The organism is Pseudomonas sp. (assembly GCF_017744435.1).
GTDB lineage: Bacteria > Pseudomonadota > Gammaproteobacteria > Pseudomonadales > Pseudomonadaceae > Aquipseudomonas.
In genome coordinates, this window is the sequence record NZ_JAGIBG010000009.1 from 36,960 (window position 1) to 59,512 (window position 22,553).

Genomic DNA, 22,553 nt, shown 5'->3' on the forward strand with positions numbered 1-22,553 from the left:
TGAGGGACCACCAGTCAGCGCAGCTTAGGCAGCTACGACGACCACACGTACGGTGGCTTCAACGTCGCTGTGCAGGTGCACGGCTACGTCGTATTCGCCAACCTGACGGATGGTGCCGTTCGGCAGACGAACTTCAGCTTTGGCCACTTCAACGCCGGAGGCGGTCAGGGCGTCAGCGATGTCGTGGGTGCCGATCGAACCGAACAGCTTGCCTTCGTCGCCAGCGGTGGCAGTGATGGTCACTTCCAGCTCGGCCAGTTGGGCAGCACGGCTTTCAGCCGAAGCTTTACGGTCAGCAGCTGCTTTTTCCAGCTCGGCGCGACGCTCTTCGAACGCAGCCAGGTTGGCGGCGTTGGCAACGGTGGCCTTGCCGAATGGCAGCAGGAAGTTACGGCCGTAACCAGCCTTAACTTTAACTTTGTCGCCCAGGTTGCCCAGGTTAGCGACTTTTTCCAGCAGGATCAGTTCCATTTGGTAAAACCTCTTAACTTTTAACCTTCACCGTTCGCGGAGTCTTTCCCCGGAGGGGACTTGCGACCGCGAAAATCAATCAGGCTGTCGACAATGGCCAGGACCATCAGCAACGGGTAGATCAGCTGCATGATCAGCGGCAACGTCACGTACATGCCCACCAGCCAGAAACCGGCCAGTCGCCCCTGTGCCACGAGGCCGTGCATCAAGGCGATGCCAGCCAGCACCAGTACCAGGCTCGACGCCGATGCCAGGATGATGAACTGCGACCCGATAAACGGAGCCACCACCATCACTGCCACCAAGACCGCCATGGTCTGTTTCGGCAACTTCAGTTCGCGAAATTCGCGACCGAAGCCTCCAGGGTTGTACAACGCTGCCTGCCAATAACGCGCCAGCACCAGGGCCAACACGCTGAACAATTGCACCGTCACTGCTGTGGAAGCGACCAGCACAGGGCGGATCAGCTCACCGGAGAGCACCGGCTCGCCTTCGATTTTCGGCATGGCTTCGGCAAACGCCTTGGCCAGCACATCGAAGGTCTGCGCCAGGGCCATGTCGAGCACGAGGCTGAAAACCACGGCGAACACGGCACTGGCGACCAGCACACGGCTCCAGGGATGCTCGGCGCGCAACAGCGCGGCCAGGCCCAGGGCACCGGCAATCACCAGGAAGGTGATCGGATCGCCCATGAACCACACGGCCAGCCCGGCCAGCAGGCCGCCGGCGATGACCGTTGAAGCATCCTTGAACCCACGCCGCAGCAGCACAAGGCTGCCGGCAGCGGCACTCAACCAGAACAGCAGCGGCAGTACCGCGCTGATGACCACCACCAGGGTGGCCTGCACACGACCGCGCATGATGAAACTTGCTAACGCTCGCATGCTAATCCCTTACTGCTTGTCGACGACCCGGTCTCAGCGGCCGTGGCTGTCGGTGTAGGGCAGCAGGGCCAGGAAGCGGGCGCGCTTGATAGCGGTAGCCAGCTGACGCTGATAACGAGCTTTGGTACCGGTGATACGGCTTGGAACGATCTTGCCGGTTTCGGATACGTAAGCTTTCAGGGTGTTGAGATCTTTGAAGTCGATCTCTTTCACGTCTTCAGCAGTGAAGCGGCAGAATTTACGACGACGGAAGAAACGTGCCATTTAATAGGCTCCTCTAAAGGTCCGTGGATTACTCGTCAGCGTTATCGCTGGAGTCGCTGTCATTGCTGTCGTCGCCGTCGGCGGATTCAGCATGCTCAGGACGCTCACGACGCTCACGGCGCTCGCTGCGGTTTTCTTCAGCCTTCAGCATCTCGGACTGGCCGGTTACGGCTTCGTCGCGACGGATGACGAGGTTACGGATAACGGCATCGTTGTAGCGGAAGTTGTCTTCCAGCTCGGCCAGGGCCTTGCCGGTGCACTCAACGTTCAGCATCACGTAGTGAGCCTTGTGAACATTGTTGATTGCGTAGGCCAGTTGACGACGGCCCCAGTCTTCCAGGCGGTGGATCTTGCCGCCATCTTCTTCGATCAGCTTGGTGTAACGCTCAACCATGCCGCCGACTTGCTCGCTCTGGTCCGGGTGAACCAGGAAGATGATTTCGTAATGACGCATGAATGCTCCTTACGGGTTAGTAGTCTGCCAGCGTATCTGGTCAGACAAGGAGTGAATGACACTGTATGTCTTGCACGGAGGGGAGGCACATAGGCGCCTGCCAGCTCGGCAAGGGGCGCAATTGTAGAGAAGGCGGGGCGCACAAGCAAGGTGATTGGTGAATATTTGAACAGCCTGAAATACTTTATTCCTGCGCCGTCCCCTTCGCGGGCGCGCCCGCACCCACAGGTACCCGGCTGCCCTCAGGGCAGGAGGTAATCCAGTGGGAGCGGGCATGCCCGCGAAGAGGCCAGAACAGGTTTACGCGATCAGCGCTTGGCCTGACGCTGGCGCACAGCCTCGAACAGGCACACGCCCGTCGCCACCGACACGTTCAGGCTGCTCACGCTACCGCTCATCGGCAACTTCACCAGGAAGTCGCAATGCTCGCGGGTCAGCCGGCGCATGCCCTTGCCTTCCGCGCCCATGATCATCACCAGCGGGCCGGTCAGGTCCTGCTGGTAGATCTCCTGTTCAGCCTCGCCAGCGGTACCCACCACCCACAGGCCACGCTGCTGCAGTTTCTCCAGCGTGCGCGCCAGGTTGGTCACGGCCACCAGCGGAATCACCTCCGCCGCGCCGCAGGCCACCTTGCGCACTACCGGTGTCAAGGTGGCCGACTTGTCCTTGGGCACGATCACCGCCGTGGCACCAGCCGCATCGGCGGTGCGCAGGCAAGCGCCAAGGTTGTGCGGGTCGGTCACGCCGTCCAGCACCAGGATCAGCGGCGGGGTTTCGCTGCGCTCGAGCAGCTCCTCGAGCATCAACTCGCCCCACACCTGGCTCGGGCTCACCTCGGCGACCACGCCCTGGTGCACGCCCTCGACCCAGGCATCCAGCTCACGGCGCTCGGCCTGGCCGACCGGCACGCGGTTTTCCGCGGCCAGTTCCAGCAACGTCTGGATGCGCGGCTCGCTGCGCCCTTCCGACAGCCAGATCTGCTTGACCCGCTTCGGATGGTGCTGCAGCAGTGCCTGCACGGCGTGCACGCCGTAGATCTTTTCCAGCTGACTCATGACTTGCTCTTGCTCTTGCGTGGTGCGCCGGACTTCGGCGGGCCTTTACGGTGCTTGGTCGGCTTGCCGGATGGCTTGCCGCCCTTGTCCGACTTGCTGCTGGCGTGGCCGCTGGTGCGCGCCTCGCTCATCAGCGCCTTTTTCATTTCACGGCTCTTGCGCACTTCGGCGTTGCGCTGCACCGCGTCTTTCGGGAAGTACGCTTCAGCAGTCTCGCTCTTGCGGCTGCGCGGCTTAGGCGTGGCCTTGGCTTCGACCGCTGGCTCGGACTTCCCGGACTTTTCGGCGGCTGGCGCAGCAGCACCACGCCCCTTGCGGCCAATCGGCGCATTGAGCTGCTGCTCGGAGACTTCGAAGTCGATCTTGCGCTCGTCGAGGTCGACGCGCATGACCTTGACCTCGATGGTGTCGCCCAGGCGGAAGCTGCGCCCGGTACGCTCGCCCGACAGGCGGTGGTGCACCGGGTCGAAGTGGTAGTAGTCGCCCGGCAGCGCACTGACGTGCACCAGGCCTTCCACGTAGATGTCGGTCAGCTCGACGAACAGGCCGAAACCGGTGACCGCAGTGATCACACCCGGGAAGGTCTCGCCCACGCGATCCTTCATGAACTCGCACTTGAGCCAGTTGACCACGTCACGAGTGGCTTCGTCGGCACGGCGCTCGGTCATCGAGCACTGCTCGCCGAGCTGGTCGAGGGCATTCACGTCGTACGGGTAGATACGGGCCTTGGGGATGCTCATGGCGCCAGCACGCTTGACGTGCGGGGTGTCGACCTTGGAACGGATGATGCTGCGGATGGCGCGGTGCACCAGCAGGTCCGGGTAACGGCGGATCGGCGAGGTGAAGTGGGTGTACGCCTCGTAGTTCAGGCCGAAGTGGCCGTTGTTGTCGGTGCTGTACACCGCCTGGCTCAGCGAGCGCAGCATCACCGTCTGGATCAGGTGGAAGTCCGGGCGCCCGGCGATGCTCGCCAGCAGGGCCTGGTAGTCCTTGGGCGACGGGTCCTTGCCCTTGTGCAGGGTCAGGCCCAGCTCGCCGAGGAAGGCGCGCAGCTTTTCCAGGCGCTCCGGCGGCGGGCCGTCGTGCACGCGGTAAAGGGCTGGCACTTCGTGCTTCTGCAGGAACGCAGCGGTGGCGACGTTGGCCGCCAGCATGCACTCTTCGATCAGCTTGTGGGCATCGTTGCGCACGGTCGGGCGGATTTCCGCGATCTTGCGCTCGTCACCGAAGATGATGCGGGTTTCCTGGGTCTCGAAGTCGATGGCACCGCGGGTGTGACGGGCATCCACCAGCACCTTGTACAGGTTGTACAGGTTCTTCAGGTCCGGCACGACCTCCTTGTACTCCTCGCGCAGCGCCTTGCCCTCACGGGTACGGGCATGCTCGAGCATGCTGCTGACCTTGTTGTAGGTCAGGCGGGCATGGGAGTGGATAACGCCTTCGTAGAACTGATAGTCGACCATCTGGCCGGCTTTGTTCATGGTCATTTCACAGACCATGGCCAGGCGATCGACATGCGGGTTCAGCGAGCACAGGCCGTTGGACAGCTCTTCGGGGAGCATCGGCACCACGCGCTCGGGGAAGTACACCGAGTTGCCGCGTTGCTGGGCTTCGTTGTCCAGGGCCGAGCCCAGGCGTACGTAGCTGGAGACGTCGGCGATTGCCACATACAGGCGCCAGCCGCCAGAGAACATGCGCAGCTTGCCCAGTGGTTCGCAGTAGACGGCGTCATCGAAGTCGCGGGCGTCTTCGCCGTCGATGGTGACGAACGGCAGGTGGCGCAGGTCGATGCGCTTCTCTTTGTCCTTCTCTTCGACTTCGGAGCGGAACTTGCGCGCTTCCTTGACCACATCGTTGGGCCAGACGTGCGGAATGTCGTAGCTGCGCAGGGCAACGTCGATTTCCATGCCCGGCGCCATGTAGTTGCCGATCACCTCGACCACATCACCCTGCGGCTGGAAGCGCGGGGTAGGCCAGTGGGTGATCTTGATCTCGACGAACTGGCCGATCTTGGCGCCACCGTTACGCCCGGCAGTCACCAGCACTTCCTGCTGGATCTTCGGGTTGTCCGGGGTCACGTAGCCGATACCGCCTTCTTCGAAGTAGCGGCCGACCACGCTTTCATGGGCGCGGGAGATGACTTCGACCAGCACGCCCTCGCGGCGGCCACGGCGGTCGACACCCGAGACCCGGGCCAGGCCGCGGTCGCCGTCGAATACCAGGCGCATCTGCGACGGGCTGAGGAACAGGTCTTCGCTGCCGTCATCCGGGATAAGGAAGCCGAAGCCGTCGCGGTGGCCGGAGACACGGCCACAGATCAGGTCCAGCTTGTCTACCGGGGCATAAGTGCCGCGCCGGGTATAGATAAGCTGGCCGTCACGCTCCATGGCGCGCAGGCGGCGGCGCAGGGCTTCGATCTGGTCTTCTTCATAAAGACCGAACTCTGCCGCCAGCTCCTCGCGCGCGGCCGGTTCGCCACGGTCGGCGAGGCGCTGCAGGATCAGCTCACGGCTGGGAATGGGGTTGTCGTATTTTTCCGCTTCGCGAGCGGCCTCGGGATCGAGGGATTGCCAATCGGCCATCAGAAGGGGTTCACCTTGGGGTATATAGATAGGAATTCTGGCATGTGCGTATTGAAACCGGAAATGTCAGCCTTGGACAGCCCCCGCTGCCGTGTATAGAGAGGGGCAATAGGCCTTCGGAATCAACAAGTTGAATTTTTTGAAATTTTTTTCGCTTGGGGGGTTTACAGCCCCCCGGACCGTCCGTATAGTGCGCACCACAACGACGGACAAGCCCGAAGTTGTAGTAGAGATGAGCGGCGCTGTAAAGCATCTTTTATCTCGAATGTGTGCCCAGGTGGCGGAATTGGTAGACGCGCTGGTTTCAGGTATCAGTGACCGCAAGGTCGTGGAAGTTCGAGTCTTCTCCTGGGCACCATACAAAAACCCACTAGCTTGCTAGTGGGTTTTTTCTTGCCTGCGATTTTTGCATCCCCCCTCCCTTCTCCCCTCGCAGCCCCGGCATTACACGTTTGTCTGCCGATGAATTTCTCGTCACCCGGCCACTTGAGAAACGATTTCGTTTACCATTGTTTCCGAATATGTAGCCGTAAGCGAGGAAGTACCCGCATGACGATTCGCCCGCAACCGCTGATGCGCACCCTGGCCGCCGCAGTTCTGAGCCTGGTGATCGGCGCTCCGGCCGCCCTGGCAGACGAACCGGTCACGCTGACCATGTACAACGGCCAGCACAAGGAAATCGGCGAAGCCATCGCCAAGGCCTACGAGGCCAAGACCGGTATCCACATCAATATCCGCAAGGGCAGCAGCAACCAGCTGGCCAGCCAGATCATCGAAGAAGGCGACCGCTCGCCGGCCGACATCATCTATACCGAAGAGTCCCCGCCGCTGAACAACCTCGGCGAGCTGGGCCTGCTGGCGAAGATCGATGACACCACGCTGAACATGCTGCCCAAGGAATACGTCGGCGCCAACGGCACCTGGATGGGCGTGACCGCCCGTACACGCGTGGTGGTGTACAACCCGAAGAAGGTCGATGAGAAAGACCTGCCGACCACCGTGATGGACTTCGCCGACCCCGAGTGGGAAGGCCGCGTTGGCTACGTGCCCACCAGCGGCGCCTTCCAGGAACAGGCCGTGGCCATCCTGAAGATGCACGGGCGTGAAGCCACCGAAGAATGGCTGACCGGCCTGAAAGCCTTCGGCAAGACCTATACCAACAACATGGTCGCCCTCAAGGCTGTGGAAAAAGGCGAAGTCGCCGCCGTACTGGTCAACAACTATTACTGGTATGCCCTGGAGCGCGAGCGCGGCAAACTCGATTCCAAGCTGTATTACCTGGCCGACGGCGACGCCGGCAACCTGGTCACCATCTCTGGCGCTGCTGCGGTCAAGGCCAGCAAGCACCCGAAGGAGGCCCAGGCCCTGCTTAACTGGATGGCCAGCGAAGAAGGCCAGCGCGTGATCACCCAGACCACCGCCGAGTACCCGCTGCACAAGGGCATGGTCTCCGACCGTGGCCTGAAACCGTTCGAAGAGCTGCGCCCGCCGAAGATCTCGCCAGCCGACCTGGGCAATGCCGAGGAAGCGCTGGAGCTTGAACGCGAGGTCGGCCTGCTCTGATGACCGCCGCCCTGTCCGAGCCGGCGCAGGTACGTTTCGTACCGCGCCGCAAGCGCCCCTCGATCTGGGTGCTGCTGCCTGTGCTGTTCCTGGTGGCGATGAGCTTGCTGCCGTTACTGTACGTCGCCATGAAAGCCTGGGAGGCCGGCTGGCGCGAAGCGCTGCACCTGCTCTGGCGCCCGTTCGTCTGGGGGCTGATGCGCAACACCCTGATGCTGATGGCCGGGGTGACGCTGGCGTGCATGGTGGTCGGCCTGGCCCTGGCCTGGCTGCTTGAGCGCAGCAACCTGCCCGGCCGCCGGCCGTGGGGCGTGGTGCTATGCCTGCCATTTGCGGTGCCGTCATTCGTCAGCAGCTTCACCTGGGTGTCGCTGAGTTCGGATTTCGAAGGCCTCGGCGGGGCGATCCTGGTGATGGCACTGTCCAAGTACCCACTGGTGTTCCTGCCGGTTGCGGCGACCCTGCGCAACCTCGACACGTCGCTTGAAGAGTCGGCACGCACCCTGGGTTACAGCCGCTGGGGCGTGTTCCGCAAGATCACTCTGCCTCTGCTGTGGCCGTCGATGCTGGGCGGCGCGCTGCTGATCGCCCTGCACATGCTGGTCGAGTTCGGCGCACTGTCGATCCTTGGACTGCAGACCTTCACCACGGCGATCTACCAGCAATTCGAACTGGAGTTCAGCAACGCCAATGCGGCGATGCTCTCGGCGGTGCTGCTCGCGCTGTGCCTGCTGATGCTATGGCTGGAACTGCGCGTGCGCGGCAAGGCCCGTCACGTGCGCATCGGCCAGGGCGTGGCACGTCGCGGGCAGCCGGTGCGCCTGCGTGGCTGGATGCCGTTGGCGCAGCTGTTCTGCCTGGGCCTGGCGATTCTCGGCAGCGGCATTCCACTGGCGATGCTGGGTTACTGGCTGAGCGTGGGTTCGTCGGCGGCCTTCCCGGTGGCGGCGATCAGTAAAGCACTGCTGACTTCGCTGTCGGTGTCGCTGGGTGGCGCAGGCTTCTGCGTGCTGCTGGCCCTGCCGGTCAGCTTCCTGGTGGTGCGCTACAAAGGCCGCCTGGCGATCTGGGCCGAGCGCCTGCCGTACCTGTTGCACGCCCTGCCCGGCCTGGTGATCGCGCTGACCCTGGTAGTGTTCTCGCTGCACTATGTGCCGGCGCTTTACCAGACTACCGCGCTGTTGTTGCTGGCCTATGCGCTGCTGTTCCTGCCTCTGGCCCAGGCGCCGGTGCGTACCGCACTGAACAAGGCCTCGCCGACACTCGAAGAAGCAGCCCGCACCTTGGGCGCCAGCAGTTTTGCGGCGTTCTGCCGGGTGACCTTGCCGATCATATTCCCGGCGCTGGCGGCGGCGTTTGCGCTGGTGTTCCTTGATGCCATGAAGGAGCTGACCGCTACCCTGCTGCTCAGCCCGACAGGCATGACCACTCTGGCCACCGAGGTCTGGGCGCATACCGCCAACGTCGAGTTTGCGGCGGCGGCGCCTTATGCGGCGCTGCTGATTGTGGTGTCGGGTTTGCCTGTATATCTGCTGACTACGCGGATGTACCTGAACAAGGCATGAGTCCAAGGCTCAGGCCGCCTGGCGGCCTGGGCCACTGCTTTCGATATTGCGCAGCATGCGCTTCACGATAGGCCCATGGGCCAGCCCTACCGGCAGCATGTACAGCCGGCCAAAGGCGTTGAAACACCGCACCGACGTGGTCACTTTCAAGCGCTGCCCTTCCACATCCATGCAGACCATCACCGCCAGGTGCGTATCACGCGAAGTCAGCACCAGTTGCTGGTCGCTGATGGCCTCGACGGTGAAGAAGTCCAGGTGTTCGCCGACAGCTGGTACATGCGCTGGATCGCGGGGAGAGAAGCCGTGGATATCGGCGACATTGAAACGACGCGAGATGAAGTCACGAATGCGGAAGGCCCTGGCCAGCCAGCCTGGGACATCCGAGATCATGGCGCAGTAGGCTTGCAGGGCGGTCATCGGGGCAGTGAGCTGTATGCTGGCACTGTGGAGAAAATCGAGGTCGGCCTGGGCAGCGACCAATTGGGCGGACATGAGCAACTCCATTTGTCATGTGTCGCTCACAGCATAACAACAGCGCAAGTTGGATGGCACGGGCTTCGCCCGTGTTCGCGGGCAAGCCCGCTCCCACAGAGTCCGCGCCAGGGCTCAGCAAATGGACAAGGCCGTTGCCCCAACTTACGCCCGGAACTGGCCCAAGCTGGCGCGTAGCTGCGCCGCGAGGTCATCCAGCACCTTGCTGCTGGCCGTGGTCTGCATCACCACTTCGGCAGAGCGCTCGGCCTGGGCATGGATGTTCTCCACCCGCCCCCGCACCGCTTGTGCGCCATGGGCTTGCTGCTCGGCAGCGCGGGTCGCCAGGCCGATGGCCGCGTGCACCTGCTCCACGGCGGCCTGCACCGACTGCTGGCGACGCTCGTTATCACGCAGCACCAACAGCCCTTCACTGGCCTTGAGCCCGGCCTGGCTGATGGTCGCCACCGCCTCCTTGGCACCTTTCTGCAGGGCGGCGATGTGCGCTTGAATGTCGCCGGTGGAGCTTTGCGTCTTGCTCGCCAGCGCGCGTACCTCATCGGCCACTACGGCAAACCCGCGACCCGTCTCACCAGCGCGCGCAGCTTCGATTGCAGCATTAAGGGCCAGCAGGTTGGTCTGCTCGGCAATGCCATGGATGACGGTCAGCACCACTTCAATCTGTTCGCTCTGCTTGGCCAATCGCTCGATCACCTGTGAGCCTGTCTCGACCTGGCCGGCCAGGTTCTCGATCAGGCTCGCCAGCTGCGTCGAGGAACGGCTGTTCTCGTCGGTTGCCTGGCGAATGTCCACTACCTGCTGCAACGCCGCCTGCATGGCGTGGCTTTCGGCCTGGGCCTCGTCAGCCATGCTCGACAGGTCGCGCAGGCTGGCGGCCACTTCGTCACGCTGCAACGCCGCTGCGGCATCGGCACCGGCGTTGCGCTGGGCCATGGTGCCGATCTCGACGCCGGTACGCTGGGCCACCTCGCCGGCCTCGCGGACGATGGGCTGCAGCTTGTCGACAAAGCGGTTGACCGCCGACGCCATGTCGCCGATCTCGTCGCGGCTGTCGAGGGTCACGCGTTTGGTCAGGTCACCTTCGCCGGCGGCCAGGTCGTTGAGCGCGGTAATCAGCAGTCGCAGCTTGCTGAGCACGCGGCGACCCAGCACCAAAGCCACCACCAGAAGGACACCCAGGCCCACCACTACCAGGCCCAGGCCAATCCGCCAACGCAGCTCGGCGGCCGCATCACGCACGGTCTGTGCAGTGTTGGCCTGCATCGCGGTGGCGCTGGCCTGTGCGGTTTCCAGGCGCTCGCGCAGGGCCTTGCCACTGTCGGCGGCCGCAGCACCCAGGCTATCGCCAACCAGTTGCTCGCCACTGGCGATCAGGGCACTGAAGCGCTGGTCGAGGGCCTTGAGTTCCTGATCAACGCCGGCCGTGGAAACACCCATGAGGACTTTGCCGATCTCGGCACCATTGGGGTTGATCGGCGCCTCGACGAAATACACCGAAGGATCGCGACGCGCGGCGTCGAGCACCTTGTCCAGCGCTCGCTCGCCCTGGCCCTTCTCGATCAAAGCCTGGTTGATCGGGTTCTGCCGGTTCAAGTAGCGGGTCAGGTGCTGGCCCTGGGCATCGTCATAGATCACAAACAGCACGTTGGGGTTGCGCTGGGCACGACGGGCGAAGTCGGAGAGCATCGGCACATCGTTATCCCAGATCGCCCGCGGGGCGACCGAGGCCAGCAGCTCGGCCATGTCGTTGGCCGAGTCCTTGAGGTTTTTCTCCAGGGTGGCGCGCAGCTGCTGCTGTTCGTCCTGCAGCCGCGTGGAAAGGCCCGCACTCAAGCGCTGGCGGGTGCTGCTGGAAAGGCTCTCAAGCCCCCCGCGCACGTCCTGCCCGGCCTGTTCCAGCTCGCCAGCAAGCTGGCGGCTGTCTTTGCCCAGGCGCTCGCCCAGGTCGGCCTCCAGGGCCGTCACGGTGCTGCGGGTCAGCGCAACGGCAACCAGCACCTGCACCAAAAGAGCGATACCAAGGGCAACAAACACAGGCCGCAAGAGGCGGCTTCGTAACAGCGAAAGGATGGCAGACACGGTGTAACCCTCGTGTTTTCTGGCGCCACTATTTTGATGGCATCTACAGAAACTTCTTACAGCAAGGGTTGTGCCGTATACAGCAGGGATAAACGCCAAGGTCTAGCAATGTCGCCAGGCCTGCGCCACAAATGAAAACGCCGCGATCCTTTTCAGGACCGCGGCGTCAGATCAGCCTGGAGGGCAGATCAGGCGAACGGATGACGCAGGACGATGGTCTCGTTGCGGTCCGGGCCGGTCGAAATGATGTCGATCGGCGCGCCTACCAGCTCTTCGATGCGCTTGATGTAGTCACGCGCAGCTTGCGGCAGCTCTTCCAGGGTTTTCACGCCCAGGGTCGATTCGCTCCAGCCTGGCATCTCTTCGTACACCGGCTCCAGGCCGATGTAGCTGTCGGCATCGGAAGGCGCGTCGATGACGGCACCGTTCTCGTTCTTGTAGCCAACGCAGATGTTGATGGTTTCCAGGCCGTCCAGCACGTCCAGCTTGGTCAGGCAGATGCCCGAGATGCTGTTGACGTCGATGGCGCGACGCAGGATGACGGCATCGAACCAGCCGCAACGGCGGGCACGGCCAGTGGTCGAACCGAACTCGTGGCCACGCTTGGCCAGGGTGGCACCGGTCTCGTCGAACAGTTCGGTCGGGAACGGACCGGAACCAACGCGAGTGGTGTAGGCCTTGGTGATGCCGAGGATGTAGTCCAGGTACATCGGGCCAACGCCGGAACCGGTGGAGATGCCGCCAGCGGTGGTGTTGGAGCTGGTGACGTACGGGTAGGTACCGTGGTCGATGTCCAGCAGCGAGCCCTGGGCGCCTTCGAACATGATGTCCTTGCCAGCGCGACGCAGGTTGTGCAGCTCAGCGGTGACGTCGAGCATCATCGGCTTGAGCTGTTCGGCGTAGGCCATGCACTCGTCCAGGGTCTGCTGGAAGTCGATGGCCGGCTCTTTGTAGTAGTTCACCAGCTGGAAGTTGTGGTAGTCCAGCAGCTCACCCAGCTTGGCAGCGAAACGCTCGCGGTGGAACAGGTCGCCCACGCGCAGGCCGCGGCGTGCAACCTTGTCTTCGTAGGCTGGGCCGATGCCACGGCCGGTGGTGCCGATCTTGGCTTCGCCACGGGCTTTCTCACGGGCCTGGTCCAGGGCCACGTGGTACGACAGGATCAGCGGCGCAGCCGGGGAGATGCGCAGGCGCTCGCGCACCGGTACGCCCTTCTCTTCCAGCTTGGTGATTTCACGCATCAGGGCGTCCGGGGCAACGACCACGCCGTTGCCGATCAGGCACTGTACGCCTTCACGCAGGATGCCCGAGGGAATCAGGTGCAGAACGGTTTTTTCACCGTTGATCACCAGGGTGTGGCCCGCGTTGTGGCCACCTTGGTAGCGCACTACGGCGGCAGCATGTTCGGTCAGCAGATCGACGATCTTGCCTTTGCCCTCATCACCCCACTGGGTGCCCAGGACGACGACATTCTTACCCATTACATTGGTCCTCATTCACGCAAACTTGGTTGCCGGCCTTTGCCGACGCAGAAACTCACTGGGCCAGCGGCAGAACCTGCCAGCGCCCGTCTTGCTGAATCAATTGCCGATCACAATCCGCCTCGAGAGCAGCACTCAACGGCTGGCCAGGCAGAGCCTGGACCACACGCTGGCCCTCGTTGCGCAACTGGCAGACCTGCTGCCAGAGGGCCGCGTCGCCACTGTCCGGCATCCAGATGCCGCCAGTTGGCAATACGACCTCCGCTCGCCCCAGTGTGACCAGGGTCTTCAAATCCGTGGAGAAACCGGTGGCCGGGCGGGCCCGGCCAAAGTCGGCGCCGATGTCGTCATAGCGGCCGCCCTGGGCGATCGATTGACCTTCGCCCGGGACGAACACGGCGAACACCACGCCGGTGTGATAGTTGTAACCGCGCAGCTCGCCGAGGTCGAAGTACAGCGGCAGGTCCGGGTAGCGCGACGCCAGGCGATCAGCGATCGCCAGCAGATCGTCGAGCGCCGCCAGGACGCTGGCCGGGGCGCGACCCAGGCGCACGCGGGCCTCGGCCAGCACTTCACGGCCACCGCACAGTTCGACCAGGGCGCGCAGCATGTTGCCCAGGTCCTTCGGCAGGTCGGCGGTCAGTGCCTGTACTTCATCGACCGATTTGCGCTGCAGGGCGTCGAACAGCTGCTGTTCGACCGCACCCGACAGGCCGGCGGCACGGGCCAGGCCGCGGTAGATACCGACGTGGCCGAGGTCCATGTGCACATCGGCAACGTCGGTCAGCTGCAGCGTGGCGAGCATCAGGCTGATGACTTCGACATCGCTGGTCGGGCTGGCGTCGCCGTACAGCTCGGCACCCAGCTGAATCGGGCTGCGCGAGGTGGACAGGGCGCGCGGCTGGGCGTGCAGCACGCTGCCGGCATAGCACAGGCGGCTCGGGCCTTCACGGCGCAGGGTGTGGGCGTCGATGCGCGCCACCTGCGGGGTGAAGTCGGCGCGGAAGCCCATCAGGCGGCCCGACTGCGGGTCGACCACCTTGAAGGTGCGCTGATCCAGGTCCTGGCCGGCGCCGGTGAGCAGCGACTCCAGGTACTCGATATGCGGGGTGACGACCAGCTCGTAGCCCCAACTCTGGAACAGGTCCAACACCTGGCGGCGCGCGATCTCGATGCGCGCAGCCTCAGGTGGCAGTACTTCCTCGATGCCATCTGGCAGCAGCCAGCGGTCTACCGTTGCCATTACGCCATTTCCCCTCTGGTCCGGGCGGCTTGCCAGCTGGCGAGCCGTCAGTAAAGCCGGTATCGCGCACAGCAGCGGGCAGCACTGATCCCAGCGCAGCCACCGTACCCGATACCCTCGAATTGCCTTGCGACCTGACCAAACCGTCAACTGGCGCTTTGCCAATCAACCTTGCAGACGCAAAAAAGCCGGGAAATTTCCCGGCTGCCTCATCATACACCCCTTTTCATTCAGGATGCACCCCGCCTGGTGTTTTAGCTGCCAGGCGGGGCGCCGCTGCATGAAAATCAGGGCCTGAGCATCACGGCTTGCTCTTGTCCAGGAAGCGGAAGAACTCGTTCTTCGCGTCCAGCACCAGCACGTCGCTCTTGCTCGAGAAGCTGTCGCGGTACGCCTGCAGGCTACGGTAGAACGCGTAGAAATCGGCGTCCTGGGTGTAGGCCTTGGCGTAGATGGCGGCCGCCTGAGCGTCGCCGTCACCACGGGTTTCTTCCGCTTCGCGGTAGGCTTCGGCCAGCAGTACACGGCGCTGGCGGTCGGCATCGGCGCGAATACCTTCGGCCAACTCGTTACCTTTGGCGCGGTGCTCGCGGGCTTCACGCTCACGCTCGGTGCTCATGCGGTCGAACACGCTGCGGTTGACTTCCTTCGGCAGGTCGATGGCCTTGACGCGCACGTCGACGACCTCGATACCCAGCTCCTTGCTGGCCATGCGGTTCAGCGATGCGGTGATGTCAGCCATCAGCGCGTCACGTTCACCGGAAACCACCTCGTGCAGGGTACGTTTACCGAACTGGTCACGCAGGCCGCTTTCCAGACGACGCGACAGACGCTCGTCGGCGATCTGTTTCATGCCGGAAGTGGCGGTGTAGAAGCGCTCGGCGTCCTTGACGCGCCACTTGGCGTAGGCGTCGACCATCACCGCCTTCTTCTCCAGGGTCAGGAACCGCTGGGTCGGGGCGTCGAGGGTCATCAGGCGTGCGTCGAACTTGCGTACCTGGTTCACGTACGGAATCTTCACGTGCAGGCCCGGCTGGACATCCGCCTGGACCACCTTACCGAAGCGCAGCAGTACCGCACGCTCGGTCTGGGACACGATGTAGAAGCTGTTCCAGGCCACAATGGCCAGAACCACGGCGGCGATCAGGGCGATCAGCGATCGGTTGCTCATCAGCGGCTCTCCCTAGTGCGCAGTGGCTGCTGTTGCTGTTGCAGATCCTGCGCGGCACGCGTGGCCGCATCGTTGACCGACGGGCTGACGCTGGTGCTTGGCGCGGAAGCGTTGCGGCTGCCTTCGACCATCTTGTCCAGCGGCAGGTAGAGCAGGTTGTTCTGCCCGTCCTTGGCCGTGACCAGGACCTTGCTGGTATTGCTGTAGACCTCTTGCATGGTCTCCAGGTACAGGCGCTGACGGGTCACGTCAGGGGCCTTGCGGTACTCGCCGACCAGTTTGGTGAAGCGGTCGGCCTCACCCTTGGCGCGGGCGATGACTTCGTCGCGGTAACCGTTGGCGTCCTCGATGATGCGCTGGGCCTGACCGCGGGCTTCCGGCACCACGCCGTTGGCGTAGGACTCGGCCTGGTTGCGGGCACGCTGCTCGTCTTCGCGGGCGCGGATCACGTCGTCGAAGGCTTCCTGCACTTCACGCGGGGCTGCCGCGCTCTGTACGTTGACCTGGGTGACGGTGATACCGGTGCGGTAGTTGTCGAGGAAGCGCTGCAGGCGCTCGCGGATATCCACGGCCATCTGCTCACGGCCCTCGGTCAGCACCTGGTCCATCGAGGTGGAACCCACCACGTGGCGCAGGGCGCTGTCGGTCGCATGCTGCAGGCTGACCTCAGGCTGGTCGACGTTGAGCACGAAGTCCTGCAGGTTACTGATCTTGTACTGGACGGTCAGCGGCACCTCGACGATGTTCTCGTCTTCGGTGAGCATCTGCCCCTGCTTGGTGTAGGCACGCTCGCGCGTGACGTTTTCCATGTACTTGCGATCGATTGGCGGGAAGTAGATGTTCAGGCCGGGACCGACCGTCTCATAGTACTTGCCGAAGCGCAGCACCACGGCCTGCTCCTGCTCGTCGACCACGTACACGGCGCTGTACAGCCAGATTGCAGCAAGCACCGCCAGGCCGATGCCCAGCAGACCATAGCCGCCACCCTTGCCGACATTGCGGTCACCGCCGCCACGTTTCTTGCCACTGCCGAACATGCCGTTCAGGCTGTCCTGCAGCTTGCGGAAGGCCTCGTCCAGATCCGGCGGACCCTTCTTGTCGCCACCACCGCCGCCACCGCCGCCACCGCGACGGCCGCCCCAGGGATCCTGATTGTTCGAGTTGCCACCCGGCTCGTTCCAAGCCATAGCGCTCTCCATCTGATAAAGCAAAGACGCGCCCACGGCGCGCCGTCCAATGCTACAGAATGCCTGCCACTGCTGCCCGGCGACCTCACCGGGCATTTATTGCAAAGTGTGTTGCTCGACAAACACTTGCGGCTCCATGCCTTCACGACTGACCAGGCGATTCAACTCGACCCTGGGCAGGCGAACACTCAGCAGGCTGCGCCCTTCTTCGTCATGCTCTTCACTCTGCACGGCACCCAGGGCAAAGAATTGCGCGCGCAAGCGTGCAAAACGCTGCTCCAGACACAGGGTACCGACAAACAGATCATCCCCCAGCAACTCGGCAATCGCCTGGCCGACCAGCTCCAGGCCACGTCCATCTCGTGCCGACACCCAGACCCGCTGCGGCTTGCCATCGGCATCGCGCTGAATCTGCGGCTCGACATCTTCGAGCAGGTCGAGTTTGTTATAGACCTCGAGGATCGGCAAGCCTTCGGCACCGATCTCGCCCAACACGGCCAGCACTTGCTCGATCTGCTCCATACGCTCTGGCTCATGGGCGTCGATCACATGCAGCAGCAGGTCCGAGTTGCTCGATTCTTCGAGCGTAGCCCGAAATGCCTCGACCAGCTTGTGCGGCAGGTGGCGAATGAAGCCCACGGTGTCTGCCAGCACGATCGGCCCCAGGTCGGCCAGTTCGAGCCGGCGCAAGGTCGGGTCGAGCGTGGCGAACAGCTGGTCGGCCGCGTACACCTCGGATTCGGTCAGGGCATTGAACAGTGTGGACTTGCCGGCGTTGGTGTAGCCCACCAACGAAACCGAGGGGATATCCGCGCGCTTGCGGCCACGACGGGCCTGCTCGCGCTGGCTGCGCACCTTCTCCAGGCGCCCCTTGATCTGGCGAATGCGTACCCGCAGCAGACGGCGGTCGGTTTCCAGCTGGGTTTCACCCGGGCCACGCAAGCCGATGCCACCCTTCTGCCGCTCAAGGTGGGTCCAGCCGCGCACCAGCCGCGTGCTCATGTGGTCGAGCTGGGCCAGTTCGACCTGCAGCTTGCCTTCATGGGTACGCGCCCGCTGGGCGAAGATGTCGAGGATCAGCCCGGTACGGTCGAGCACGCGACACTCGAAGACGCGCTCGAGGTTGCGTTCCTGACTGGGCGTGAGGGTGTGATTGAAAATCACCAGGTCTACCTGCTCGGCTTTGACCAGGTCGCGCAATTCCTCGACCTTGCCGCTGCCAATCAGGTATTTGGCCGTAGGCTGATGCCTGGCTACCGTGGCCAACGAGACGATGTCGGCTCCGGCCGACAGTGCCAGTTCCTGAAACTCCTGCGGGTCTTCGCGCGCCTCAGGGTTCTGACCTTCCAAGTGAACGAGCAGCGCCCGCTCACCACCACCGTGGCGCTCAAAGAACAATGCAGGCTCCTATCAGGCGTTGCCTGGCTCGCTGTCGCCGTGCTCGCCGTCGGTCGGGCTTGGCAGGCGGACCGGACGGGCCGGAACCACGGTCGAAATGGCGTGCTTGTAGACCATCTGGCTGACGGTGTTCTTCAGCAGTACCACGAACTGGTCGAAGGATTCGATCGAGCCCTGCAGCTTGATCCCGTTGACCAGATAGATCGATACCGGGACCTTTTCCTTTCTCAGTTGATTCAAGTAAGGGTCTTGTAGCGAATGCCCTTTTGACATATGCCGCACTCCTGTAAGGATAAATAAATAGAAAATCAGAAAAATTGATAAGTCAGGCCGCCCCTTCGCAAGAATAGACGGCTATCAGCAGGGACTCAGCTCAATATGGAGACGGCCCCAAGGTATTTCAAGGTGCGGGACAGATTGTCGCAGGCCAGGCTGTCAAGCCAGTGCACATCGGGCCAGCCACGCAACCAGGTGAACTGCCGCTTGGCCAGCTGTCGAGTGGCAATGATACCGCGTTCGCGCATCTCATTCTCAGTCAGCTTGCCGTCGAGGTAGTCCCAGACCTGTCGATAACCCACTGCCCGTATAGACGGCAGCCCGGCGTGCAAGTCACTTCTGGCTCGCAGCGATCGGACCTCGTCGACGAAGCCCTGTTCCAGCATCTGTGAAAATCGTAACGCAATTCGCTTATGCAAAATGTGACGATCTGCAGGCGCAATCGCCAAACTCGCGACAGTATAGGGCAAATGCCCGCCAGCGCCTGCGTCTGCGCCGCTACTTTCCGCGAATTGACGCTGGCGATGGGCTGTCATGCTCTCGCCGCTCACCCGGTAAACTTCCAGCGCCCGGATCAGCCGCTGCGGGTCGTTGGGGTGAATGCGCGCTGCCGACTCCGGGTCAACCTCTGCCAGTTGCCGGTGCAACTCGGCCAGGCCCAGCGCCTCGGCCTGGGCTTCGAGCTCTGCGCGCACGGCGGCATCGGCCGCCGGCATGTCCGCCAAGCCTTCGATCAGCGCCTTGTAATAAAGCATGGTGCCGCCGACCAGCAGCGGAATCTTGCCGCGCGCGGTGATATCGGCCATCGCTTCCAGGGCGTCAGCGCGAAATTGCGCGGCCGAGTAGCTTTCAGCCGGGTCGCGGATATCGATGAGCCGGTGCGGGTAGGCCGCCAGAATCTCTTTGGAAGGTTTGGCCGAACCAATGTCCAGGCCACGGTAGACCAGCGCCGAGTCGACACTGATCAGCTCGCAGGGCAGGACCTTGGTCAGTTCGATGGCGAGGTCGGTCTTGCCGGCCGCCGTCGGGCCCATGAGGAATATTGCTGGGGGTTTGCCGCTCATGTCATCGACCGCGCAGGAATAGTTTGTCCAGGTCGTCCAGGCCCATCTGGGTCCAGGTCGGACGACCGTGGTTGCACTGGCCGCTGCGCTCGGTGTTTTCCATGTCGCGCAGCAGGGCGTTCATCTCGGGGATGGCCAGGCGCCGGTTGGCGCGCACGGCGCCGTGGCAGGCCATGGTGCCGAGCAGTTCGTTGAGGTGCGCCTGGATGCGGTCGCTGGTGCCATATTCCATCAGGTCGGCGAGCACGTCCTGGACCAGGCGATTGGCCTCGGCCTGCTTGAGCAGCGCCGGAATCTGGCGAATCGCCAGCGTCTCGGGGCCCAGGCGCTGCAGCTCGAAGCCCAGGCGTTGGAACCACTGGCCATGTTCCTCGGCACAATCGGCCTCGCGCTGGCTCAGCGCCAGGGTTTCTGGCACCAGCAGCGGTTGGCCGCTGAGGCCTTCGCTGGCCATGGCTACCTTGAGCCGCTCGTACATGATGCGCTCATGGGCCGCGTGCATGTCCACCAGCACCAGGCCAACGGCGTTCTCGGCAAGGATGTAGATACCCTTCAGTTGCGCCAGGGCATAGCCCAGCGGCGGGATGTCACCCTGGCTTTCCGGCAGTGCCGAAGGCGCTGGCGCGCCCTCGTTCAGTGGCTTGTAGAACTCGCGGTAGACCGCCTGGGACTCGGCAGCCGGCAACGGCTGCGACGGGCGCGGCGTGTACTGGTACTGGTAGCCGGCGCCACTGCCACCATTGGAAATGGAATGCGGTGGCTGTTCGAGCACTGGCGAGGCCAGGCGCATCTCACCCTGGGGGCCGAACTCACCGACCTGCTGGCCTGTCGGGCGAACCACTTCAGGTACGGCGGCAGGCGCAGCCAGTTGATCCTCCGGGCGCACGTCAGCCAGGGCACGGTGCAGCGTGCCATAGAGGAAGTCATGCACCGAGCGACCTTCGCGGAAGCGCACTTCGTGCTTGGTCGGGTGCACGTTGACGTCGACGCCATTCGGCTCGAGTTCGAGGAACAGCACGAAGGTCGGGTGCCGGCCGTTGAACAGCACGTCGCGATAGGCTTGGCGCACGGCATGGGCGACCAGCTTGTCGCGCACCGCACGGCCGTTGACGAAGAAGTACTGCAGATCGGCCTGGCTGCGCGAGAACGTCGGCAGCCCGACCCAGCCCCACAGCCTCAGGCCATTGCGCTCGACGTCGATCGGCAGCGCCTGCTCCATGAAGCCTGGGCCGCAGATGGCGCCGACCCGCCGCGCACGGGCAGTTTCGTCATGCGCCTCATGCAGGCTGAGGATGCTCTTGCCGTTGTGGCGCAGGTGGAAGCCGACATCGAAGCGGGCCAGGGCCAGGCGGCGAATGACTTCCTGCAGGTGATCGAATTCGGTTTTTTCGGCCTTGAGGAACTTGCGTCGGGCCGGGGTATTGAAGAACAGGTCGCGCACTTCCACCGAGGTGCCGACCGGATGCGCGGCGGGTTGCACGCGCGGGGTCATGTCACGGCCTTCGGTCTCTACCTGCCAGGCTTCGCCAGCGCTGGCAGTACGCGAAGTCAGGGTCAGGCGCGCCACCGAGCTGATCGATGCCAGCGCCTCACCCCGGAAGCCCAGGCTCAGAACGCCTTCAAGGTCTTCCAGTTCGCGAATCTTGCTGGTGGCGTGACGGGCCAGGGCCAGCGGCAGATCGTCGGCAGAAATGCCGCTGCCATCGTCACGTACCCGCAGCAGTTTCACACCACCCTGCTCGACTTCCACATCGATGCGCCGGGCACCAGAGTCCAGGCTGTTTTCCAACAGTTCCTTGGCCACCGACGCCGGGCGCTCAACCACCTCGCCGGCGGCAATCTGGTTAGCCAGCCGCGGGCTGAGCAGCTGGATGCGCGACCCGCCACTCATTGCGAAGCCAGTGTGGTAGCGGGGATATCGAGGTGCTGGCCGACCTTCAGCTCATCGGTCTTGAGGCTGTTGGTGCTGCGCAGGCTGGCCACGCTGACCTGGTAGCGCACGGCGAGCATCGCCAGGGTTTCGCCCGGACGCACGGTATGCTCACGCGGCCCCTGGGCAATCTTGCCGCTGTCACGCAGCCAGGCAATGTAGGTCCCAGGCGGCGGATTCTGCTGGAAGTACTGGCGCACGCCGGTATGAATCGAACGCGCCAATGCCTGCTGATGGCTGGCGGTGGCCAGCTTGGCCGCTTCGTTGTTGTTCGAGATGAACCCGGTTTCAACGAGGATCGACGGGATATCCGGCGATTTCAGCACCATGAAGCCTGCTTGTTCCACCCGCTGCTTGTGCAGCGAGGTGACGCGCCCCATGTTGCCGAGCACCTTTTGCCCGACGTTCAGGCTGGAACTCAGCGTGGCGGTCATCGACAGGTCGAGCAGCACGCCCGCGAGCATGCGGTCCTTGTCGTCGAGGCTGACGTTGCCGGCACCACCGATCAGGTCGGAACGGTTTTCCGTGTCGGCCAGCCAGCGTGCGGTCTCGGACGTGGCGCCACGGTCGGACAGGGCGAACACCGAGGCGCCAAAGGCGGCGCGCGACGGTGCGGCGTCGGCGTGGATCGAGATGAACAGGTCGGCACCCTTCTTACGGGCGATCTCGGTGCGCTTGCGCAGCGGGATGAAGTAGTCACCGGTGCGGGTCAGCTCGGCGCGATAGCCCTTCTCGGTGTTGATCTGGCGCTGCAATTCCTTGGCGATCTGCAGCACGATGTCTTTCTCGTGCTGGCCGCGCGAGCCGGATGCGCCCGGGTCTTCACCGCCATGACCGGCATCGATGGCGACCACGATGTCGCGCTTGCCACTCGGCACGGGCGGCAGCTTGATTGCAGGCTGGGCCGGGGTCACCGGTACGGCTGGCGTGGTTGCAGGCGTCTGCACTGGCGTCGGCGGCGGGGTCGGCGCCGTGGCAGCGACGGCGTCGGCCTCCTGGTCGTACAGATCGACCACCAGGCGGTTGCCGTACTGGGCATTGGGTGCCAGGGTGAAGCTCTTGGGCGTGACCGACTTCTTCAGGTCGACCACCACACGCAAGTCGGTAGGCGTACGTTGGGCCGAACGCACACTGCTGATCGGCGTATTCGCGGTCGACACGTTCAGCGGCGCGGCCAAGGTCGCGCCATTGATGTCGATCACCAGGCGATCGGGTGCACTGAGGGTGAAGACGCTATGCTGCACGGGGCCAGACAGATCGAAGACCAACCGCGTGTTGTCCGGCGCGCGCCACAAGCGCACGCTCTTGACTTGAGTGACGGCCAGAGCGTCAACGGTCACCGCTGTCAGCAGCAATCCAACGACAGCGACCAGTGCGCGTATGCGCATACCTAC

The 22,553-nt window shown here is 63.5% G+C and carries 19 protein-coding genes and 1 tRNA gene; 3 read left to right on the top strand and 17 right to left on the bottom strand.

Features of this window, described 5'->3' with window-relative positions; all coding sequences use genetic code 11:
* Window positions 1-24: 24 nt before the first annotated feature.
* From rplI to rnr, 6 genes are all read right to left on the bottom strand, one after another.
* Window positions 25-471: a 50S ribosomal protein L9 gene (gene rplI / locus J7573_RS08840; protein WP_008101037.1), complete on the bottom strand. Its 447-nt coding sequence runs from the start codon at window positions 469-471 to the stop codon at window positions 25-27.
* A gap of 20 nt (window positions 472-491) precedes the next feature.
* A complete protein-coding gene (locus J7573_RS08845; RefSeq protein WP_060485666.1) occupies window positions 492-1,355 on the bottom strand; it encodes a hypothetical protein in 864 nt (287 codons plus the stop codon).
* A gap of 33 nt (window positions 1,356-1,388) precedes the next feature.
* Window positions 1,389-1,619, bottom strand: coding sequence for a 30S ribosomal protein S18 (rpsR, locus tag J7573_RS08850; protein WP_003249563.1), 231 nt, complete (start codon window positions 1,617-1,619; stop codon window positions 1,389-1,391).
* Window positions 1,620-1,647: 28 nt separating this feature from the next.
* Entirely contained in the window at window positions 1,648-2,073 is a 426-nt protein-coding gene (gene rpsF, locus J7573_RS08855) for a 30S ribosomal protein S6 (RefSeq protein WP_013974420.1), read from the bottom strand.
* Between the two features lie 308 nt (window positions 2,074-2,381).
* Window positions 2,382-3,128 (bottom strand): 23S rRNA (guanosine(2251)-2'-O)-methyltransferase RlmB, encoded by a 747-nt coding sequence (rlmB, locus tag J7573_RS08860; RefSeq protein ID WP_294333077.1) that lies wholly within the window; start codon window positions 3,126-3,128, stop codon window positions 2,382-2,384.
* Entirely contained in the window at window positions 3,125-5,710 is a 2,586-nt protein-coding gene (rnr, locus tag J7573_RS08865; protein ID WP_294333080.1) for a ribonuclease R, read from the bottom strand. The genes rlmB and rnr overlap by 4 nt, the downstream gene beginning before the upstream one ends.
* Before the next feature lie 271 nt (window positions 5,711-5,981).
* On the opposite strand from rnr, the gene J7573_RS08870 reads away from it, so the two are divergent.
* The 3 genes from J7573_RS08870 to J7573_RS08880 all read left to right on the top strand — a co-directional run bounded on the left by J7573_RS08870 (window position 5,982) and on the right by J7573_RS08880 (window position 8,838).
* A tRNA-Leu gene (locus tag J7573_RS08870) sits at window positions 5,982-6,068 on the top strand.
* Between the two features lie 191 nt (window positions 6,069-6,259).
* Window positions 6,260-7,273: an extracellular solute-binding protein gene (locus J7573_RS08875; protein WP_294333083.1), complete on the top strand. Its 1,014-nt coding sequence runs from the start codon at window positions 6,260-6,262 to the stop codon at window positions 7,271-7,273.
* Entirely contained in the window at window positions 7,273-8,838 is a 1,566-nt protein-coding gene (locus J7573_RS08880; protein ID WP_294333090.1) for an iron ABC transporter permease, read from the top strand. Before J7573_RS08875 ends, J7573_RS08880 begins: the two co-directional genes overlap by 1 nt.
* 9 nt (window positions 8,839-8,847) lie before the next feature.
* On the opposite strand, the gene J7573_RS08885 is transcribed toward J7573_RS08880, so the two are convergent.
* The 11 genes from J7573_RS08885 to J7573_RS08935 all read right to left on the bottom strand — a co-directional run bounded on the left by J7573_RS08885 (window position 8,848) and on the right by J7573_RS08935 (window position 22,547).
* Complete coding sequence (locus J7573_RS08885) at window positions 8,848-9,330, bottom strand: DUF2867 domain-containing protein (RefSeq protein WP_294333093.1); 483 nt, start codon at window positions 9,328-9,330, stop codon at window positions 8,848-8,850.
* Window positions 9,331-9,474: 144 nt separating this feature from the next.
* Complete coding sequence (locus J7573_RS08890) at window positions 9,475-11,409, bottom strand: methyl-accepting chemotaxis protein (protein ID WP_294333096.1); 1,935 nt, start codon at window positions 11,407-11,409, stop codon at window positions 9,475-9,477.
* Between the two features lie 188 nt (window positions 11,410-11,597).
* Window positions 11,598-12,890, bottom strand: a complete 1,293-nt coding sequence (locus tag J7573_RS08895; protein ID WP_003249542.1) for an adenylosuccinate synthase — start codon at window positions 12,888-12,890, stop codon at window positions 11,598-11,600.
* A gap of 55 nt (window positions 12,891-12,945) precedes the next feature.
* Window positions 12,946-14,133, bottom strand: a complete 1,188-nt coding sequence (locus J7573_RS08900; protein WP_103445891.1) for an ATP phosphoribosyltransferase regulatory subunit — start codon at window positions 14,131-14,133, stop codon at window positions 12,946-12,948.
* Window positions 14,134-14,434: 301 nt separating this feature from the next.
* On the bottom strand, window positions 14,435-15,304 hold the full coding sequence (hflC, locus tag J7573_RS08905) for a protease modulator HflC (protein WP_294333112.1): 870 nt from the start codon (window positions 15,302-15,304) through the stop codon (window positions 14,435-14,437).
* Window positions 15,304-16,491, bottom strand: coding sequence for an FtsH protease activity modulator HflK (gene hflK / locus J7573_RS08910; RefSeq protein ID WP_294333114.1), 1,188 nt, complete (start codon window positions 16,489-16,491; stop codon window positions 15,304-15,306). The genes hflC and hflK overlap by 1 nt, the downstream gene beginning before the upstream one ends.
* A 96-nt stretch (window positions 16,492-16,587) precedes the next feature.
* On the bottom strand, window positions 16,588-17,889 hold the full coding sequence (gene hflX, locus J7573_RS08915; RefSeq protein ID WP_027920749.1) for a ribosome rescue GTPase HflX: 1,302 nt from the start codon (window positions 17,887-17,889) through the stop codon (window positions 16,588-16,590).
* Between the two features lie 12 nt (window positions 17,890-17,901).
* Window positions 17,902-18,162: an RNA chaperone Hfq gene (gene hfq, locus J7573_RS08920; RefSeq protein ID WP_060510654.1), complete on the bottom strand. Its 261-nt coding sequence runs from the start codon at window positions 18,160-18,162 to the stop codon at window positions 17,902-17,904.
* Window positions 18,163-18,257: 95 nt separating this feature from the next.
* A complete protein-coding gene (miaA, locus tag J7573_RS08925; RefSeq protein ID WP_152958520.1) occupies window positions 18,258-19,229 on the bottom strand; it encodes a tRNA (adenosine(37)-N6)-dimethylallyltransferase MiaA in 972 nt (323 codons plus the stop codon).
* A gap of 1 nt (window position 19,230) precedes the next feature.
* Window positions 19,231-21,120, bottom strand: coding sequence for a DNA mismatch repair endonuclease MutL (mutL, locus tag J7573_RS08930; protein ID WP_294333128.1), 1,890 nt, complete (start codon window positions 21,118-21,120; stop codon window positions 19,231-19,233).
* On the bottom strand, window positions 21,117-22,547 hold the full coding sequence (locus J7573_RS08935; RefSeq protein WP_294333130.1) for an N-acetylmuramoyl-L-alanine amidase: 1,431 nt from the start codon (window positions 22,545-22,547) through the stop codon (window positions 21,117-21,119). The genes mutL and J7573_RS08935 overlap by 4 nt, the downstream gene beginning before the upstream one ends.
* Window positions 22,548-22,553: the final 6 nt, after the last annotated feature.

What these genes read in the sequence shown, in the direction of transcription:
- rplI (WP_008101037.1), bottom strand. Translation starts at nt 471, where the DNA reads ATGGAACTGATCCTGCTGGAAAAAGTCGCTAACCTGGGCAACCTGGGC.
- J7573_RS08845 (WP_060485666.1), bottom strand. Translation starts at nt 1,355, where the DNA reads ATGCGAGCGTTAGCAAGTTTCATCATGCGCGGTCGTGTGCAGGCCACC.
- rpsR (WP_003249563.1), bottom strand. Translation starts at nt 1,619, where the DNA reads ATGGCACGTTTCTTCCGTCGTCGTAAATTCTGCCGCTTCACTGCTGAA.
- rpsF (WP_013974420.1), bottom strand. Translation starts at nt 2,073, where the DNA reads ATGCGTCATTACGAAATCATCTTCCTGGTTCACCCGGACCAGAGCGAG.
- rlmB (WP_294333077.1), bottom strand. Translation starts at nt 3,128, where the DNA reads ATGAGTCAGCTGGAAAAGATCTACGGCGTGCACGCCGTGCAGGCACTG.
- rnr (WP_294333080.1), bottom strand. Translation starts at nt 5,710, where the DNA reads ATGGCCGATTGGCAATCCCTCGATCCCGAGGCCGCTCGCGAAGCGGAA.
- J7573_RS08875 (WP_294333083.1), top strand. Translation starts at nt 6,260, where the DNA reads ATGACGATTCGCCCGCAACCGCTGATGCGCACCCTGGCCGCCGCAGTT.
- J7573_RS08880 (WP_294333090.1), top strand. Translation starts at nt 7,273, where the DNA reads ATGACCGCCGCCCTGTCCGAGCCGGCGCAGGTACGTTTCGTACCGCGC.
- J7573_RS08885 (WP_294333093.1), bottom strand. Translation starts at nt 9,330, where the DNA reads ATGTCCGCCCAATTGGTCGCTGCCCAGGCCGACCTCGATTTTCTCCAC.
- J7573_RS08895 (WP_003249542.1), bottom strand. Translation starts at nt 12,890, where the DNA reads ATGGGTAAGAATGTCGTCGTCCTGGGCACCCAGTGGGGTGATGAGGGC.
- J7573_RS08900 (WP_103445891.1), bottom strand. Translation starts at nt 14,133, where the DNA reads ATGGCAACGGTAGACCGCTGGCTGCTGCCAGATGGCATCGAGGAAGTA.
- hflC (WP_294333112.1), bottom strand. Translation starts at nt 15,304, where the DNA reads ATGAGCAACCGATCGCTGATCGCCCTGATCGCCGCCGTGGTTCTGGCC.
- hflK (WP_294333114.1), bottom strand. Translation starts at nt 16,491, where the DNA reads ATGGCTTGGAACGAGCCGGGTGGCAACTCGAACAATCAGGATCCCTGG.
- hfq (WP_060510654.1), bottom strand. Translation starts at nt 18,162, where the DNA reads ATGTCAAAAGGGCATTCGCTACAAGACCCTTACTTGAATCAACTGAGA.
- miaA (WP_152958520.1), bottom strand. Translation starts at nt 19,229, where the DNA reads ATGAGCGGCAAACCCCCAGCAATATTCCTCATGGGCCCGACGGCGGCC.
- mutL (WP_294333128.1), bottom strand. Translation starts at nt 21,120, where the DNA reads ATGAGTGGCGGGTCGCGCATCCAGCTGCTCAGCCCGCGGCTGGCTAAC.
- J7573_RS08935 (WP_294333130.1), bottom strand. Translation starts at nt 22,547, where the DNA reads ATGCGCATACGCGCACTGGTCGCTGTCGTTGGATTGCTGCTGACAGCG.